The 17,003-nt window shown below is 46.4% G+C and carries 15 protein-coding genes; 1 reads left to right on the forward strand and 14 read right to left on the reverse strand.

The window, feature by feature from the left end:
- Nucleotides 1–2: 2 nt before the first annotated feature.
- The 6 genes from KNO87_RS03860 to recU all read right to left on the reverse strand — a co-directional run bounded on the left by KNO87_RS03860 (nucleotide 3) and on the right by recU (nucleotide 7,887).
- On the reverse strand, nucleotides 3–548 hold the full coding sequence (locus KNO87_RS03860; protein ID WP_214788552.1) for an SLOG family protein: 546 nt from the start codon (nucleotides 546–548) through the stop codon (nucleotides 3–5).
- Nucleotides 545–1,708 (reverse strand): ribonuclease H-like domain-containing protein, encoded by a 1,164-nt coding sequence (locus KNO87_RS03865; RefSeq protein ID WP_214793935.1) that lies wholly within the window; start codon nucleotides 1,706–1,708, stop codon nucleotides 545–547. The genes KNO87_RS03860 and KNO87_RS03865 overlap by 4 nt, the downstream gene beginning before the upstream one ends.
- Complete coding sequence (locus KNO87_RS03870) at nucleotides 1,705–3,954, reverse strand: DEAD/DEAH box helicase (protein WP_214793936.1); 2,250 nt, start codon at nucleotides 3,952–3,954, stop codon at nucleotides 1,705–1,707. Before KNO87_RS03870 ends, KNO87_RS03865 begins: the two co-directional genes overlap by 4 nt.
- Nucleotides 3,955–3,971: 17 nt before the next feature.
- Nucleotides 3,972–4,532, reverse strand: coding sequence for a hypothetical protein (locus tag KNO87_RS03875; RefSeq protein ID WP_214793937.1), 561 nt, complete (start codon nucleotides 4,530–4,532; stop codon nucleotides 3,972–3,974).
- A gap of 80 nt (nucleotides 4,533–4,612) precedes the next feature.
- A complete protein-coding gene (locus tag KNO87_RS03880) occupies nucleotides 4,613–7,240 on the reverse strand; it encodes a transglycosylase domain-containing protein (protein WP_214793938.1) in 2,628 nt (875 codons plus the stop codon).
- A 20-nt stretch (nucleotides 7,241–7,260) separates the two neighbouring features.
- Nucleotides 7,261–7,887, reverse strand: a complete 627-nt coding sequence (recU, locus tag KNO87_RS03885; protein ID WP_214793939.1) for a Holliday junction resolvase RecU — start codon at nucleotides 7,885–7,887, stop codon at nucleotides 7,261–7,263.
- A 356-nt stretch (nucleotides 7,888–8,243) separates the two neighbouring features.
- Between recU and KNO87_RS03890 the strand changes: the two genes are divergently transcribed.
- Nucleotides 8,244–9,095: a DUF3800 domain-containing protein gene (locus tag KNO87_RS03890; protein WP_251126025.1), complete on the forward strand. Its 852-nt coding sequence runs from the start codon at nucleotides 8,244–8,246 to the stop codon at nucleotides 9,093–9,095.
- Between the two features lie 38 nt (nucleotides 9,096–9,133).
- Here the strand turns inward: KNO87_RS03890 and nth are convergent, their stop codons facing one another.
- The 8 genes from nth to panD form a co-directional block, all read right to left on the reverse strand.
- Nucleotides 9,134–9,793 carry an endonuclease III gene (gene nth / locus KNO87_RS03895; protein ID WP_214793940.1) on the reverse strand — a complete coding sequence of 220 codons (660 nt, stop codon included), beginning with the start codon at nucleotides 9,791–9,793 and terminating at the stop codon, nucleotides 9,134–9,136.
- A complete protein-coding gene (locus KNO87_RS03900; protein WP_214793941.1) occupies nucleotides 9,793–10,377 on the reverse strand; it encodes a DnaD domain-containing protein in 585 nt (194 codons plus the stop codon). The genes nth and KNO87_RS03900 overlap by 1 nt, the downstream gene beginning before the upstream one ends.
- A gap of 62 nt (nucleotides 10,378–10,439) precedes the next feature.
- Nucleotides 10,440–11,741, reverse strand: a complete 1,302-nt coding sequence (gene asnS, locus KNO87_RS03905) for an asparagine--tRNA ligase (protein ID WP_214788579.1) — start codon at nucleotides 11,739–11,741, stop codon at nucleotides 10,440–10,442.
- Nucleotides 11,742–11,761: 20 nt separating this feature from the next.
- Nucleotides 11,762–12,949, reverse strand: coding sequence for a pyridoxal phosphate-dependent aminotransferase (locus KNO87_RS03910; RefSeq protein WP_214793944.1), 1,188 nt, complete (start codon nucleotides 12,947–12,949; stop codon nucleotides 11,762–11,764).
- 20 nt (nucleotides 12,950–12,969) lie between these two features.
- Nucleotides 12,970–13,425 carry a hypothetical protein gene (locus KNO87_RS03915; RefSeq protein WP_251126746.1) on the reverse strand — a complete coding sequence of 152 codons (456 nt, stop codon included), beginning with the start codon at nucleotides 13,423–13,425 and terminating at the stop codon, nucleotides 12,970–12,972.
- Between the two features lie 26 nt (nucleotides 13,426–13,451).
- The gene (locus tag KNO87_RS03920) at nucleotides 13,452–13,637 is read right to left on the reverse strand and encodes a YpmA family protein (protein WP_015881492.1); all 186 of its coding nucleotides are present in this window, start codon (nucleotides 13,635–13,637) and stop codon (nucleotides 13,452–13,454) included.
- Between the two features lie 64 nt (nucleotides 13,638–13,701).
- Nucleotides 13,702–16,512 (reverse strand): ATP-dependent DNA helicase DinG, encoded by a 2,811-nt coding sequence (gene dinG, locus KNO87_RS03925; protein WP_214793947.1) that lies wholly within the window; start codon nucleotides 16,510–16,512, stop codon nucleotides 13,702–13,704.
- A 107-nt stretch (nucleotides 16,513–16,619) separates the two neighbouring features.
- Entirely contained in the window at nucleotides 16,620–17,003 is a 384-nt protein-coding gene (gene panD, locus KNO87_RS03930) for an aspartate 1-decarboxylase (protein ID WP_015881490.1), read from the reverse strand.

Raw genomic sequence — 17,003 nt, forward strand, 5'->3', positions numbered from 1 at the left:
TATCACTCCCATTGTTGTTCCCATTGTTTTTCTTCCTCAATGACACGTAAATCTTCCTGATTAATCAAAAAGACTTCCATATTCGGCTTCCGCCGTGCCCCTTCTACTAGAAAACGGGGACTTCCTTCCGTTTCTTCGTCATACAAGGTAATCAATCCTTCTGCTTTGTCTAAAAAGAATGCAGTTTTTGCGCGTAGTTGACTTGGATCCTCATACGGACGTTGCGTCAACGGTTCGAAGAAGTCGGCTTCGAGTTGCAGTTGCACAAATAATTCTTGCTCGAACGGTTTATAGCGTTCGTCCATATTTAAGAACGGAGGAAATACCGCAATTTTAATTGGATAAGTTTCTCTTAACTCTAACAATACTTGTCCGGCCCATAATTCACAACCGTTCGTTCCACTAAAGATGAACCATTCAGCGCCAAGTTCGATGACTTCAAGAATTTTTTTACGATAAGCTTCTTGAATGATTTCAATTCCGGGGTGATCTGCTTTGAAAATTCCAAGTTCATGAGGACGATATCCTGTGATGGCTACAACTTTCATGATCTCTTCCTTTCTAGACGGGCACGGCGATGTTCTAGCTCGGCCTTTTCTCGATTGATCGTTTGACGCAACACTGTGCGTTTTTGTTCAAGGAGCTCCATCGCTCGTTCCGTATAATCAATCGCGAGTGCCACATCCTTCTGCTTGTGCTCTGCATATTTGGCGAGTTCAACATAGCCCTCGATCGTATGCAATGATTCGAATAACGGAATTGCTTGCTCCATACGTCCCGTTCGCTTCAATAGCATTGCTTGCCGCATGACGGCTCGCTTCGAAGGACTCGAAAGCTGTTCAAACGCTTCGAGCGCCCGTTCCTGTTCTCCAAGGTCATGCAACCAATGCGCACGCTCTTCTCCGAAATCTGTTTGTGGAGTCGTGACAAGTTGACTAAGTCTTGTGTAGAGGGAGACAAGACTTAAACAATCTGCATGATGGTGTTCGAGGACCGGCATGAGAATCTCCGGGTTCCGTTCTTTGACGTACTGGAAATAATGCATCGGTGCTAAAAATCCAGGAAGGTCATCTGTTCGGCCATGACCGAAATACGTTTCGACAGCTTTAAGTGACACCGATTCTAATCTCGGTTTCAACAATCGCCTCGCGGCATGTAATAAATCGACATGACCGACGGAAGGCAACGCTTTGACCCGAGATTTGACAAACGTATGTCTCGTCTTGATTTGCGGCCAGTCGAAGGACTTTCCGTTATAGGTGACGAAACGTACCTCGTCTCCGATATCTTGCAAGAAATGATAGTAAAAGGCTGTCTCAAACGCAGGGTGCGGCAAGACATATTGAATCATTTCTAAGTGTTCCGCTCGAATTCTCGCAAACCCGATTAAAAAAATCGATGTGCCAGATCCACGTAGCCCGGTCGTCTCCGTATCCATAAAAAGTACTTGTTCTGGTTCTAAGTCGACCGCAAAAAACGGATGTTCAGTTTTTCGCATCATTCGACTTGCGTCTCCGAAAGCATAGTCGTGGTAAATCTCATCTAGTGGATATGTCTTTCGGATTCGAACACACCACTCCTCTTCAAACGTTAAAATGTCCCCACCCTGCTCAATCCACTTCCGCTGCTCCACTTCGTCGGGAGATGCCGTGCGTACTGGTTCGACAGGTTCTTTCGTTTTTATTAATCTAGATAATTTTGCTTTCATAACGATCCTTTCAATGCTTGTAACTGACGAATGACTAGCTGTTTGAAGTCCCCGTATCCGACCATACCGACACAGCGAGGACATCCGCTCTCACACGGACAGTCTGATACTGTCCGTTCTGCTGCTTCAAGTACCATATCTGCATCTTTATAAAGCGCCTCACTGAGACCGATGCCACCAGGATAGCGGTCATATAAATAGACGGTCGGTTTATTCGTATGAGTCGACTTCATTTGAATGGTCGTAAATAAATCGAGTGTATCACACATGAGATAGAGCGGTGCGAGTCGTCTAAACAAGTCACTGACCGCCTCAAGTTGATCTTCGAGATCTGCCTCCGAGTATGCATAACGTTCGTCTAATGTGAACCACGTCGCCGTCGTATGCAATTCTCGCTCCGGGAGATGAATCGGACCTGACCCGATGTTCTCATGTGTTCCAAATTTAATTTTTTTAAAGAGGGTGGCCATCGCAATGACGGATACTTCGCCAAACGTTTTTGCACCATCCGTCTTGTTTTCTTCGAGCACTTTCAATTCTACGGCCAAATTCGCATCCGTATAGTAGTCGACATCGACACGACGGACGAACGCCTTTTTCTCTTCGAAGTCTAACTTTTCGACTTGATATTGTTCGGCGCCATGCAAATAGATTGCTTCATCATGTAATAAGGTCATCGCACTAAACGTATCCATTTCACCGATCACTTGATGTTTTGCGGTTTGGTCGACGATGACGACATTCTCTTGGTCGCTCGTTCGAAGAGAGATGTCATGCGCCGGGAATGAGTCCGTCATCCAATAGTATTTATTCGCTCGTTCGTGTAGCACTTGCGCATCGGTCAGGAACTCTAAAATATCCTCTGTGTCGACCGTTCCAAATCGCTCCCCTTTTTGAAACGGTAATTCGAATGCGGCGCACTTCATATGGTCCACTAAAATAATCAAGTTATTCGGGTCAAGACGAGCAGCTTCCGGCGAACGATCTAAAATCATATCAGGTTGTTCGACGACAAGCTGGTCGAGAGAGGAAGAAGACGCAACGAATACGACGAGTGACTCGGAATGACGACGACCTGCACGTCCAGCTTGTTGCCAAAGTGAGGCGACGGTTCCGGGGTAGCCATTGAGAACGCATGCTTGTAACTGCCCGATATCCACGCCGAGTTCTAACGCATTCGTTGAGACGACTGCTTTGATTTCACCATTCCGTAACCGTCGTTCAATTTCGCGGCGTTCCGATGGAAGATAACCCCCTCGATACCCGACAATCGACTTCGGTCCAAGCTCTCGTCGTGTCAGTTCTTGTAAATATGTTAAAAGCACCTCGACGCGGACACGCGATCGTGCGAATACAATCGTTTGAATGTTTGCTTCGACGAGCTTCGATGCGATACGTTTCGTCTCGAGTGTTGCACTTCTACGAATTCCAAGTGCTTCGTTGACGACAGGGGGATTGTAAAAGACGAGATGCTTCTTCCCTTGAGGCGCCCCGTTCCGGTCGATTAACACGACTTCCTCTTCCGTCAACAATTCAGCGAGTTCACGTGGATTCGCAATCGTCGCGGAAGTCATGATCCATTTCGGATGACTTCCATAATAGGCGCAAATTCGCTTCAATCGACGAAACACGTTTGCGACGTGGCTACCAAACACACCACGGTACGTGTGCAACTCATCGACGACGATATACTCTAAATTTTCAAATAGACGAATCCATTTAGTGTGGTGCGGTAAAATTCCGGAATGGAGCATATCCGGATTGGTGATGACGATATTTCCTGCATCCCTGACTTTTGTTCGCGCGGCGGGAGACGTATCCCCATCATACGTAAAGCATCGCAAATTCCCCTCGAGTGCCTCGACCATCTCCATCAAATCACTATTTTGATCTTGCGCGAGTGCTTTTGTCGGGTAAAGATAAAGCGCACGTGCTGTTGGTTTTTCAATCATCTTTGAAAGTACCGGTAAGTTATAGCACAGTGTTTTTCCTGATGCGGTCGGCGTCACTATGACAGTCGAGTGACCGGCTGCCGTTTGTTTCACAGCTTCAGCCTGGTGCGTATACAGCTGTTCGATTCCCCGGCTCTTCAAGACGTTCGTCAATTGTTCCGGTACTTGCTCTGGAATGGGTGCATATTGTGCCGGACGTGCATCGACTGTATGCCAGTGGCGGACGTTTTTGGCAAAGCTCGGATCTTCTTTTAATTCTTGAATCATTTCTTCGACAGAGCGTGATTTTCGCATCAGTTCACCTTCTTTTTTTATGAATTCGAAGGTGCAAGTTCCACTACGGTTTGCCGGATCGATTGAATCCGTTCATCTCGTATCACTCTCGATACAGCGGGCATTTTTAAAATGGTCATGTTTTGAAACGTTGTGGCGACATGCGCATTCTCTTCTTCAAGGCGGATGAGCGCGTCTGAAAACAGACGTTGTGTCGATCGACCGAATAAGACAATGGTATGTAGCTTCGTGCATTTCGAATGAACCGCTAATAGATGCTTGGCGTAGCGTTGCACCGTTTTATAATAATCTTCGTCTGTCGATAAGGTTTGACGATTGCCACGAAGTAAATCCGGATAGTAGGATTCCTCACCCGTGAACATCGTTTCGACACCGATTCGTTTTAAGTAAGCATGTCCAATCGCTTCAGCGACGGTTTGATCATGGATGAGACGACCAAGTGGAATCGACTCTTTTAACAGCAGATGGGAAAGCTTTAATCCGAGATGTCCACTGAGTGGTACGCCGAAATCGTCGTCTTGCAGTCGATCCATAACAAATAACACTTTCATCTTGCGCTTTAAAGAGAGTTGAACCATGTGTCACCATCCCGTTCCCTTTCTTTTCATTATAACAAAGTCATACGAAAAACAGGGCGCACAATGTCGCCCTGCCTTTCTTAGTTATTTCCGTTATTCGAATTGCCGTTCCCACGTTCCGTGTTTGGCGATTCATTATTCGATTGACCTTCTAACGGAGCACCTGAATCGTCTCCATCCGTCGGTTGGTCTGTTCCTTCATCAGTAGCCGGCTCATCAGGATTTTGTTCGTCAGTCGTATCTTCACCATTTCCATTGTCGGTTTCGTTACCATTGCCGTTATTTTCCTCATTGCCGTTATTTTCATCTGCTGGGTTGTCTTCGTTATTTTCTTCTTCAGAAGGATTTTCTTCTTCTTCCTTCGGTTCTTCTTTCGGTTCAATCGAGTAGCTCGCTTGCGCTGGTGCCGATTGCTGTTCACCCGTCAATGGGTTCGTCGCTTTGGCAACGATGGTGAACGTCGTGTCCCCTTCAGCTAAGTTTGCAATATCGACACTCGTCTCTCCAGTCGTACCGACGACTTTTTCACCGCCATCCGCCGACTGTTGCGTCACAGTGAACGAGATGTCTGAGTAGCCGTCTGCTTTTGCACCATCAAAATCGTATGACCACGAGACAGAACCGGCTTGTGAATCTTCATCATAGTCGACGCTTGCGCCCGTTGGAGCAGTCAATTTCTCAGGTTGAAGATCTTTTGGCTTCGTCCCTTTGACATAAAGTTCATTCCCAAGAGACAAGACAGAGTCTGGACGCTCGAAGCGATCTGGTTGACCTGTAACGTTCGCTGCCTCAAGCATCATATAGTCAAAATAGTACTGGGCATAGTCGGGTTTGAACAGTGCTTCAGTCTCTTCGTTTGATACGGATTTACCCGTCCATACAGAAATTGAATAATCTGTTGAATACCCGGTGAACCATTTATCTTTCGGAATGACATTTTCATTTTCATCTTTCTCATTCGTCGTTCCTGTTTTTCCTGCGACATCGAACGAGAATGGGTCAGGTACATATGTCCCGTCAGAGGCAGTTACGACATCACGTAGCATATCCGTCAACATGTACGCCGTATAGTCTTCCATCGCCTGTTTCGCTTTGACCGGTGAATTGATGCTTGAACCGTCATTAAACTCGATTTTTTGAATCAAGTGAGGTTTCGTATACATACCGTTCGCACCAAGTGCCGCGTAGGCTGCCGCCATTTGCGTCGTACTCGCTCCTGCTGTACCAAGCGTGTTTGATTCAAGTAATTCATCACCAGCATATTCCGGTTCGATTCCGACGTTCTTTACAAACGATTCAATCGCTTCTTGTCCATACTCCTCCTTAACTTCTCGGAAAGCACGAACTGCCGGTGTATTCGCTGAAATCTTCAAATATTGACGCATCGTATTTGGCCCACGGAAGCCTGAATAGTAGTTATTCGGCTGGAACTTACCATCAAGTTGTGCATCAAGTAATACTTTCCCAGTCGACCATTGTCCGTTCTCAATCCCTGGACCGTAGTCGAAGAACGGCTTCGCCGTAGATCCAATTTGATACTTCTCGTTTGAATAGTCACGATACGTCGTATCACCTTGTTTGGCTTGCTGACTATCAACAATCGCGACAATCTCACCCGTCTTCGTATTGAGTACGGTTGCACCCATTCTGAGTTGCTCTGGGAAATTGTCTACCATCGTACCGGTGCTATTTGATTTGATTTCACTATTAATTTTCGTATGCAACTCTTTATTGATTGACGTATACACTTTCAAACCTGTGCCATAGATATCTGACTGTTCAAGTCCGAAATCCTCTTCTAACTCTTTGAGTACGCGTGAATAGATTGCACGTGTGAACGCCTCTTCTTCCGTCTCTTCACCCGGTGAGATGACGTCAGCAATGGCAACATCAAGCGCTTCGTTATACTGTTCTTCCGAAATGTGACCGTCTCGTTTCATCGCAGACAAGACTTGTTCTTGACGGTAACGCGTCAACTCTTGGTCACCGTTGATCGGGTCGTATGCGCTCGGACGTTGCGGTAGACCTGCGAGGATTGCTGCCTCCTGGTAGTTGACCTCAGAGACTGGCTTGTTGAAGTAGCGTTTTGATGCGGTTTGTACACCGTATCCACCACTACCGTAGTAGTTTTTATTTAAATACATCTCTAAAATCTGTTCTTTCGTATACTCACGTTCAAGTTTGAGCGCGAGCCACTGCTCTTGAAGCTTACGCTTCAACTTCTTATCCGTTGAAAGAAACGATTGTTTCACCAACTGCTGCGTGATGGTCGATCCACCTTCTGCACCGAAACCGTCAGTCAAGTTGGCCACGACCGCGCCACCGATTCGACGTAAGTCGATTCCGTTGTGTTCATAGAAACGACGGTCCTCAATCGAGACGACCGCTTGTTGCATCACTTCTGAAATATCGTCAATGGAGACGTATTCCCGAATTTGACCGGCCCCTTCGAGCGGTTCGCCTTCAGCCGAGATCAGCTGAATCGGATACGTATCGACGAGTTTTTCTTCGTCAAGCTCTGGTGCCGTCGCAATTGCATACACGGTATATGCTCCGAATGCGATGACTGCTGCAATAAATAACATGAAACCTAATAAAAAGATGCGTTTCCACATCGGCTTCTTACTCTTATTCTTTGGTTGTTTCCCAGTTTTTTTGCGTTTATTCGTCGTCGAATCTTGTCGACGTGCGACCCTACTTCGCTCCATTCATGGTTCACTCCTTCTATTCAATCGAGCCATTGATCGAGCACCGTCAAATAATCAATCGACGGTAAGGCTCTCGTCGGCACTTCAATCGCTTCCTCTTCAATAAAGCGAAGTGGAATCGATTTACGTCCCGTCATTCGTTGTTCCCACCACTGAACGAGTTGTTCGGTGGTCAATACATATTGCGTATTATAGCGACTAAAGCGGATGATGACAAAACAAATCCCTCCGTGACGTTCACACTCACGCATATGTTCAATTTGGTGTTCATGGAAATTGCCGAGCGGAAACGACGTCTTATTATTCGTTTCTTTCGCTTCAAAGTCAATGTACTTGCCGCGATACACCCCGTTATAGTCAGTCGTGGATGCCTGTTTGAAATAAGCTTCCGTCACTTTGGCGGCACTCCGCTTCGGATAGTCGACTTTGACGATTTGGAGAGGTGTCGGTTTCTTATGAATGACGGCCCGTTGATGAATCCGATAAAATTCATTCGTTTCATTCAACAACGTCTCCAAATTCATTCCGCGATTCGCATAGGTTGGAGAATTCGATCGTTCCTTCGAAATTCCTTCCCCCTTTGATGGTTTTGTCACTTTTGCTTTCTTACCGTTTGGATAATGGAACAATGTCGTCACCCCATACATACATATTAACAGGTCGGTCCACTCGTTCCTTCCGTCTCAGGTCTGATTGTCGACTTCTGTCGGTCGACACTTATGTGGATTTACCGCAACACATATCGTACCAAACTCCCGTATGTTAAACTAGTATGTAAGCGATTGTGTATCCAAATTGAAAAGCTCTCGTTATGTATGACCCGATTGTTTTTTTATGATAATAGCACCTATAGTGTTTATCCAAGATGACACATCGATAAACCTAATTGATGTCATTCTTTAAAAAGTGTGCAATTTCTGTGCAATAGATTGACCGAATCACCATTTGGAAATAAAATAGGATGCTTAAAGACGTTACTGTTAAGCCGTTTTGGAGGGATTGGATGGAAAGTGGAAAGAAGTATGTCATGTTCGTGGACGAGACTGGTACACCGAAAGGCAATACACAGTTCAATTTGACTGGTGTGTTGATGGAGTACAAGTATTCAATCGACGCGGATGAAACCGGATTACCTTGTGAGTTGAAGCGTCGTCTTCATGCGTTTAAGCGAGACGTTTTTAAAACCGAGCAAATTCCGCTACATTTGAAAGAAATTTTAAAGGCGGAACATCCATACGGTAAAGAAGACGGCATCACAATCGACATGTTGCGTGACTTTTGGGATAAACTACCTGACTTTTTGCGGGGAATTGATTGTACCATCGTCAGTGTCGAAGTCGATAAGCAAAAACTACATGACTTTTATTCGACGCCAAAAGATCCGTACGTCGTCGCTTTCGCCCACCTGATGAAGTCCTTCTATGCGTTTTTAGAGGAAACAGAGGCGGTCAGTGCACGCGTCGTCCTCGAATCAAGAGATGATTACCAGAACCTACTCATCCAAAAAGCATTTTTCGATATTTTCAACTCAGGTACAGTCCACCTCGATGTCGAAAAGAGTCGTCAAAAAATTAAAGGCTTCATTTTCTCTGAGAAGCAGAACACGATGTATCAATCTGGATTAGAAATCGCAGACCTCGTCTGCCTCCCACTGTCACGCGTTCGTCGTGGTGTGATTGAAGTAAAACCACGGTTCGTCCATTATGGGGACGAGAACCGAATCTTCAAAGCGATCAAGGACAAAATTTACATTCGTAAAGAAAGTCCGGACCAAGACTTCCGCAACTGGGGCTTCAAAAAGGTACCCATCACGAAAAAGCGTCGTGAGTGGAGCGACCATCCTTGGAACCATTAAACCAAAAATGCATCGACACAAAACGTGTCGATGCATTTTTACGTAGTGACTTTCGTCGATTTCATTCGTTTCTTGCCTTCACGGCACATATGAAGAAGCGGGCACGTCTCACAGGCAGGTCGCTGCGCTTTACAATGATAGCGTCCAAAGAAGATAAATTGATGGTGAAGCTGCGACCATTCATCGCGTGGGAACTTCTTCATCAACGTATCCTCGACTTGGCGAACGTTATCTTTCCAACGACAAATGCCAAGACGTTTTGACACGCGCTCGACGTGAGTATCCACGGCAAAAGCGGGTTCATGGAACGCGACCGACAAGACAACGTTGGCCGTTTTGCGACCGACGCCTGGAAGGGCCTCTAGAGACGCCCGGTCTGACGGCACAATCCCGTCGTGCTCATTCACGATTTTCTCAGAGAGCGCCTTCACGTTCTTCGCTTTATTACGGTATAGGCCAATCCGCTTGATCAATGCCTCGATTTCCGAAACGTCTGCGGCAGCCATCGCTTCAACTGTCGGGAAGGCTTCAAATAGACCTGGTGTCACTTTATTGACAAGGGCATCTGTCGCTTGCGCGGAAAGCGCCACGGCGACCACTAATTCGAATGGATTTTGATGGGTCAACTCACAATGCGCATCCGGGAACATTTGCTTCATCGTGTCCGACACTTCTTGTAACTGAACTTTCGTCAACATCACTTGTTCCTCCGTTGATATTCCACGACATCTTCAAGCGTCTCGACTTGATGGTCCTGCCAGACGCGTAAGATTTTGTCCATATATTTAAAGTTTCGAACATTCCGTAGTTTTGCTTCGCGCAAAGCCGCCATAATCAACTCTTCGCTGAAGTTATCTTCCGTCATCCATCCAACGATTTGTTCAATCTCAAACGGGGTAATTGTCCCAAATTCTCGTTCAAATGTATGAATGATATTTTCATTCAACGTCTGTTGCGGTGCGATTTTCTCTTCTCCTTGTAACGCTTCAAACAGTGGCAATAGGCTGTATCGCTCGCTATTACTCGAAGCGTCAATGGCAATCAATTCTTTTTGCAACAGACCGAGCAGCACAGATCGTGCCTCATTCTCCGAAATATTCAATCGTTTCCCTAATTCGCTCGGGAGCGGCATGACGATGCCTTCCCCAGTCATTTCAAGTAGATGGACGATGAGACTGAATTCGATAGGTGACAAGTCGAGTCGTCTAGCATCAGTGAACAGTTTTCGCGGAATGACGACCGGACTTTGCTCGAATAATTGAATCAATTGATGTGCATCCATGTCGCACTTCCTTTCTAAGACACATTAATCGGGGAGGACATGACGTCTTCCCCGATTAATCGTTAAGGGTGGATTCGGTTTAATAAACGTGGGAACGGGATTGCTTCACGGATGTGCTCGATTCCACTGATCCATGCAACCGTACGCTCCAGTCCGAGCCCGAAACCAGAGTGTGGGACCGAACCGTATTGACGAAGTTCGAGATACCAATCGTACGCATCGGTTTCGTCAAGACCTTCTTTGATGATTTCTTCTTTTAGACGTTCATAGTCGTCTTCACGTTGCGACCCCCCGATGATCTCGCCATACCCTTCTGGTGCAATCAAATCTGCACAGAGTACGAGCTCTGGGTTTTCAGGGTCCACTTTCATATAGAACGGTTTGATTTCTTTTGGCCAGTGCGTGATGAAGACCGGTTGATCGTGCGCGTTCGCGATCGCCGTCTCATGTGGTGCACCGAAATCGTCGCCGTATTCGATATCATCGAATCCTTCAGATTTCAAGAATTTGATTGCATCTTCATAACGGACACGTGGGAATGGTGCCTTCACTTGCGCCAACTTCTCTAGGTCACGTCCAAGGAATTCAAGTTCATTCTTACAGTTCTCAAGCGCAGACTGTGCGATGTATGAAACATACTGCTCTTGAATTTCTAGGTTCATATCGTGATCGAAGAACGCCATCTCTGGCTCGATCATCCAGAACTCGATCAAGTGACGACGCGTTTTTGACTTCTCTGCACGGAAAGTCGGTCCGAACGAGAATACTTTACCGAGTGCCATCGCAGCGGCTTCCATGTACAATTGGCCCGTCTGGGAGAGGTAAGCAGATTGACCGAAGTAGTCTGTCTCGAACAACTCTGTCGTACCTTCTGGTGCACTGCTCGTCAGGATTGGTGGGTCGATTTTGACGAATCCTTCTTTGTTAAAGAATTCATATGTCGCACGAATAATTTCGTTACGAACTTTCATAATCGCATGTTGACGACGTGAACGGAGCCATAAGTGACGGTTGTCCATCAAGAATTCCGTTCCATGCTCTTTTGGTGTGATTGGATAATCCACTGATTCCGCAATCACTTCTAAATCAGTAACTTCTAATTCAAAGCCAAGTGGTGTGCGACCACCATCTGATTTGACGTTACCTGTCACCCAGACAGAAGTTTCTTGTGTCACACCTTTGGCGAGGGTGAACAATTCTTCAGAAACGTCTGCCTTCACGACGACGGCTTGTGCAAATCCGCTGCCGTCGCGTAATTGGAGAAACGCAATTTTTCCGCTCGAACGTTTGTTGGCAATCCAAGCGCCGACGCGGACTGTTTGTCCTTCATAATCTTTAAACTGGTTAATTGAAATTGTTGTCATATTCATTTCCATCCTTTCGCTTATCGAGTGCGCTTCGTAATGAAGTCTTCTACTCGATCGAGCGCTTCTAATACGCGTTTTAATTCTGTTGCATATGATAATCGTACGTAGTCTTCCTGTCCAAATCCAGAACCTGGAACGAGTGCCACGTTCGCCTCTTCAAGTACTGCCTCGCACCAAGCATCGACTGTGTCGTATCCGCTCTCGGTCGCGGCAACTTTTGCATTGGCATATAAGTAAAATGCGCCTTGTGGCTTCAAGCAAGTGATTCCCGGAATTTGTTCGAGACGATTATAGACGATATCAAGTCGCTCTTCGAACGACTGACGCATCATCTCCACATCATCTTGTGGTCCATTGTATGCCTCGACTGCTGCCGCCTGAGCGACAGATGTCGGGTTTGATGTCGAGTGAGAAGCTAAGTTTGTCATCGCACTAATAATTGTCGCATCACCAACGGCATACCCGATTCGCCATCCTGTCATCGCATGTGACTTCGAGACCCCATTGATGATCACTGTACGTTCACGCATGTTTGGTAGAGTCGCAATCGATACGAATTCTGCGTCCCCATAAATCAACTTTTCATAAATTTCATCGCTCACGACGAGAAGGTTATGTCGAAGAACGACATCGGCGAGTGCCTGTAGCTCTTCTTTCGTATAAATCATTCCCGTCGGATTTGAAGGGCTGTTCAAAATGACTGCCTTCGTCCGGTCCGTGATCGCATGTTCGAGTAATTCTGGTGTCAATTTGAATGATGTGTCTTCATTGGTATCGACATATACAGGCTCTCCATCCGCAAGTTTAATTTGCTCTGGATAACTGACCCAGTATGGTGTCGGGACGATGACTTCGTCACCCTCATCTAAAATTGCTTGGAATAAAGCGTATAAAGCATGTTTTGCACCAGAAGCGACCATCACCTCATTACGCTCAAACGTCAACTGACTATCCCGCTTCGTTTTTTCGATGATGGCATCCTTCAACGCGACTGTTCCGCCCGAAGGTGTATATTTTGTATCGCCATCACGAGCCGCTTGGCACGCAGCATCGATGATTCGTTCTGGTGTATTAAAATCAGGCTCACCTGCCCCGAGTCCAATCACATCTTTTCCTGAGGCCTTTAGCGCTTTTGCTTTAGCCGTAATCGCTAATGTTGTCGATGGTGTGAGTTGCTTTACTCGTTTCGCTAATAGATGTTCCATCATGATCCCCCTCTAATTCGTCACATTTGATCGGTCAATTGGACGCGTCGAATATACTCTCCAGTCTGTAACGTGTAATACGAATACGTATAAGATGCATCTGCCTTTGTGACTACTTCAATAAGCGCTCTCTCGTCGAAACCATACTTACAACTGACTAGTTGTCCGCCTGTCTCCTTGACTGAACGAGCGCAGACATCATTCGCATTTACTTCACCGATTTCACGCTGTTCAATCTCTAGTTTGTCATTCAATGGCACGAACCAGATAGAGTCCCCGTCCGCTTCCGGGAAAACAACATATGCCTCTGTCCCATTGAACAGCTCGCCTTGCCCCACTTGTAGGTTTGGCGATTCCTCATTCAATCGTGTCGTTGCTTCCTCGATGAGTTGCTCTTTTTGATTTTCTGTATGTCCAATCGTGAATCGATACATCACGCTAAAGACAAGGACGACACCAATTAGTGCCGTCAGCAATGAGACGATCCATTTTGTTTTTCTGGTCATTCTGTACGATAGATGGTGAAGACCATCTCTTCCTTCTTCGGATCATTCACTTTTTTCTCAAGCGAAAGGCCGAACATCAAATCTTGACTTTTTAACGTCCGATTCAATAAATCGACAATCTTATAAACATCCGCAGTCGGTTCGATGCGTACACTCGCAAGCGTCTCAATATTCGAATTCATGTTGACTCCTCCTCCAAAACACTATACGTATCATTATAAAACGATAACATCATGATGCCTAGCGTTATCTATCATTTCTTGCAACGGAGTTTTCCTTTTCATCTAAGAATAACTCCAACTCTGATAGAGACGTTTCTAGCGTCCCTTCAATCCGGTCCACCTTCGGCAAGCTGTTGATAAACTGTTTGCCATACCGAGTAGTCTCCACTCGACGGTCAAATACAAAAATCGCACCATAGTCCGCTTTCGATCGAATCAATCGACCGACACCTTGCTTGAATCGAATGACCGCTTGAGGAAGTGACAGTTCAAAGAATGGGGATTTGCCCATCGATTCAATCTTTTCAGAACGGGCTTGCATAATGGGTTGATCTGGTGGCGCAAACGGTAGACGTACGATGACAAGGCAGGTCAACGCCTCACCCGGAATGTCCACACCTTCCCAAAAACTAGCGGTCCCGAAAAGAATAGACTGCTCCATCCGCTTAAACTGCTTCGTTAATCGACTACGCGACCCTCCGCTGACACCTTGGGCAAGGAGCGTGTAGGACGGGTCGAGATGGTCTTTCACTTGTTCGTAAGTGAGACGTAACAATTCATTCGATGTGAAGAGAACGAGCATCCGTCCTTTTGTCACGTTCGCGATTTGAACGATTGATTGGGCCGTCTGGTCGACGAATTGCGGTAGCGGGACATCATTGATTAACGGGAAGTCTGATGGAACAAACAACTTGGCCTGCTCTTTAAAGTTGAATGGTGATGGTAGCACGACTCGTCTCACCGGTTCTCCTTCTAGTCCAAGTCGACGCTCCATGAAACTAAACTTACCGGAGACTGTCATCGTCGCCGACGTTAAAATCGTCGGTCTCTTCTTGAATAGACGTTCGTGCAACAGCGGTCCAATCTCGACAGGTTGTGTATACACCGAAGTCAATTTTCGGTTCCCTAAATTCAACTCGACCCAGCTGACCGCATCATCGTCTCGTGTCAACATCGTCTCATAAATGACACTTTCGAGTTCTCGAACATCGCTAATCAATGTTTTCAGATCACTCAAGAGCGCACGTTGTTTGAATGTCATATGCTCTTTTCGCTCATCGAGCAGACGGTGTAGGTGCCTGAGCGATGTCCGAAGCGTTCGCAACTTGTCCTCTAATCGATTCGCCACTTCGCGAATTGGTCGGAACGCAGCTCCTTCTCGTTCGAAACGAACCGTTTGACGAGGTTCTTTTTTCTTTCCTAACGATTGCAACGCAGTCAAAAGGTCCTCGAGCTCTTCTTCAACCCGAGCAAGCGCAGAATCAATTTGTTGGCTGAACGCCTCCGCCTCTTCCGTAACAGAAGTCAAATCGGCAAGTTGGATGATTCGTGAATGAAACTTTCCATCCGCTCCATATCCAAACCATTTAAACAACCGGTCGAATTGGATGGCATCAAACGTCACTCCAAAATGGTGAGAGGCCACTTCTTCGACTTGATGCGCCTCGTCTAATACGAGTGGCGTATCAGTCGGTAAGATGCCTGCCTGATGTTGTAAATCAGAAAATAACAACGCATGGTTCGTCACGATCAAGTCTGCCTCTTTCGAACGTAGGACCGCCTTTGTGAAAAAGTCACGACTATACCATGGATCGAATCGACCGAATTCACTTGAAGCATCTGCTTGTATCAGACGTTTGAAGGCGGCAGGACCTTGCGTCGCAGACCCTGGGAAGGAGAGTTCTTCTAAATCCCCCGTCACCGTTTCAGTCAACCATACAAGCACCATCGCTTTACACATCGAAACTAACAGTCCATCATTCGATTCGTCGAGAACCATCTCAAATTTTCGCAAATCGATATAGTTCCGTCTTCCTTTCAACAGCGTGAATTCAATTTCCGGAAAAATCTGTTGGAGCACCGGTAAATCACGGGTCAACAACTGCTCCTGTAATTGAATCGTATGCGTACTGATGACGACCGGCCGTTTCGTCTCGAGTGCATGATGCGCGCTCGGGATCAAATACGCCAATGTTTTCCCAGTACCGGTCCCAGCTTCGACTAACAGCGTTTCCTCATCATCTAACGCTTTATAGACGTGACGCATCATTTCAAATTGACTTTGTCTCGGCTCAAACTGCTCAAAGATTGACGGGAGTGTCTCTTCAATCGTACGAAGTAGAAACGGTTCGAACGGTTCACGCTCTATTGCCGGTACGAATGAATCGTCAGGGCGACGCAAAGCAATCTTACGATGAATATCAAAACGTGTTTCGTCATCAGGTCGAATCCCGATCTCGACGATGATTTCATCGAGTAACGGCTCGATATGACTCGTCCACGACTCTGATAAGTCGCGAAGTCGTTTCAATGTCACGACGGGCAACTCACGCAACCGCTCCAGCATTCGAATAAAGAGCTCGGCAGTCGCCTCCGCATCACTAAGGGCCCGATGTGCGTCTGTATGTACGAGGTCAAACGTGTCGGATAACGCTTCAAGGGCATGGCTCTCTAATGTCGGATAAAGAATGCGCGACATTTCAACCGTGTCAATGGCTCTACCCTGAAATGGAAGGTAACCGGCTTGTTCAAGACTCTCGTTTAAAAAAGTTAAATCAAATGCGACGTTATGCGCGACAAATACCCGTCCATCTAGCATTTTCCAAATGTCGGGAATCACTTCTTCAAATGTCGGTGCATCACTTACGTCATCATCGCTAATCGTTGTTAATTGCGTAATAAAAGGTGGGATTGGTCGACCCGGTCGAATCAAGGTGCTATAGCGCTCGATTACTTCACCAGCTTGTACGACGACCGCCGCAAACTCAATCAGTTCATCACCGGACTTTACGGAATGACCCGTTGTCTCTATATCCACAATCACATACGTGTCCATAACATCCATCCCATCTTAGGCACGCTCGTGCTTTCTATCTGTCTCATCTTACCATAGAACGAACGACGAAAAAACGGGGATGCCTTTGTCGACATCCCCAGAATACTTTATAAAATCGTATGGGCGATCTCTTCGTAAAGAAGTTGATCGACCTCATTTTGCTCATTCAATACGGCGACTTTTGGACGATGCGTTTTCGCTTCTTCCGCTGTCATTTGACCGTACGCCATGATGATGACAACATCACCGACCTGGAAATGACGTGCAGCGGCACCATTTAAACAAATCACACCCGATCCACGTTCCCCTTTAATGACGTACGTCTCGATGCGAGCACCGTTATGGTTGTTCGTAATATGAACATGCTCGTTTTCCATGATGCCTACCGCATCCATCAAGTCCTCATCGATTGTGATCGAACCGACGTAGTGTAAGTTTGCTTCTGTCACTGTAGCTTTATGAAGCTTCGCGTGCATAAATGTACGAATCAT

It is taken from the genome of Exiguobacterium sp. s34, assembly GCF_018617435.1.
Taxonomy (GTDB): Bacteria; Bacillota; Bacilli; order Exiguobacteriales; family Exiguobacteriaceae; genus Exiguobacterium; species Exiguobacterium aestuarii.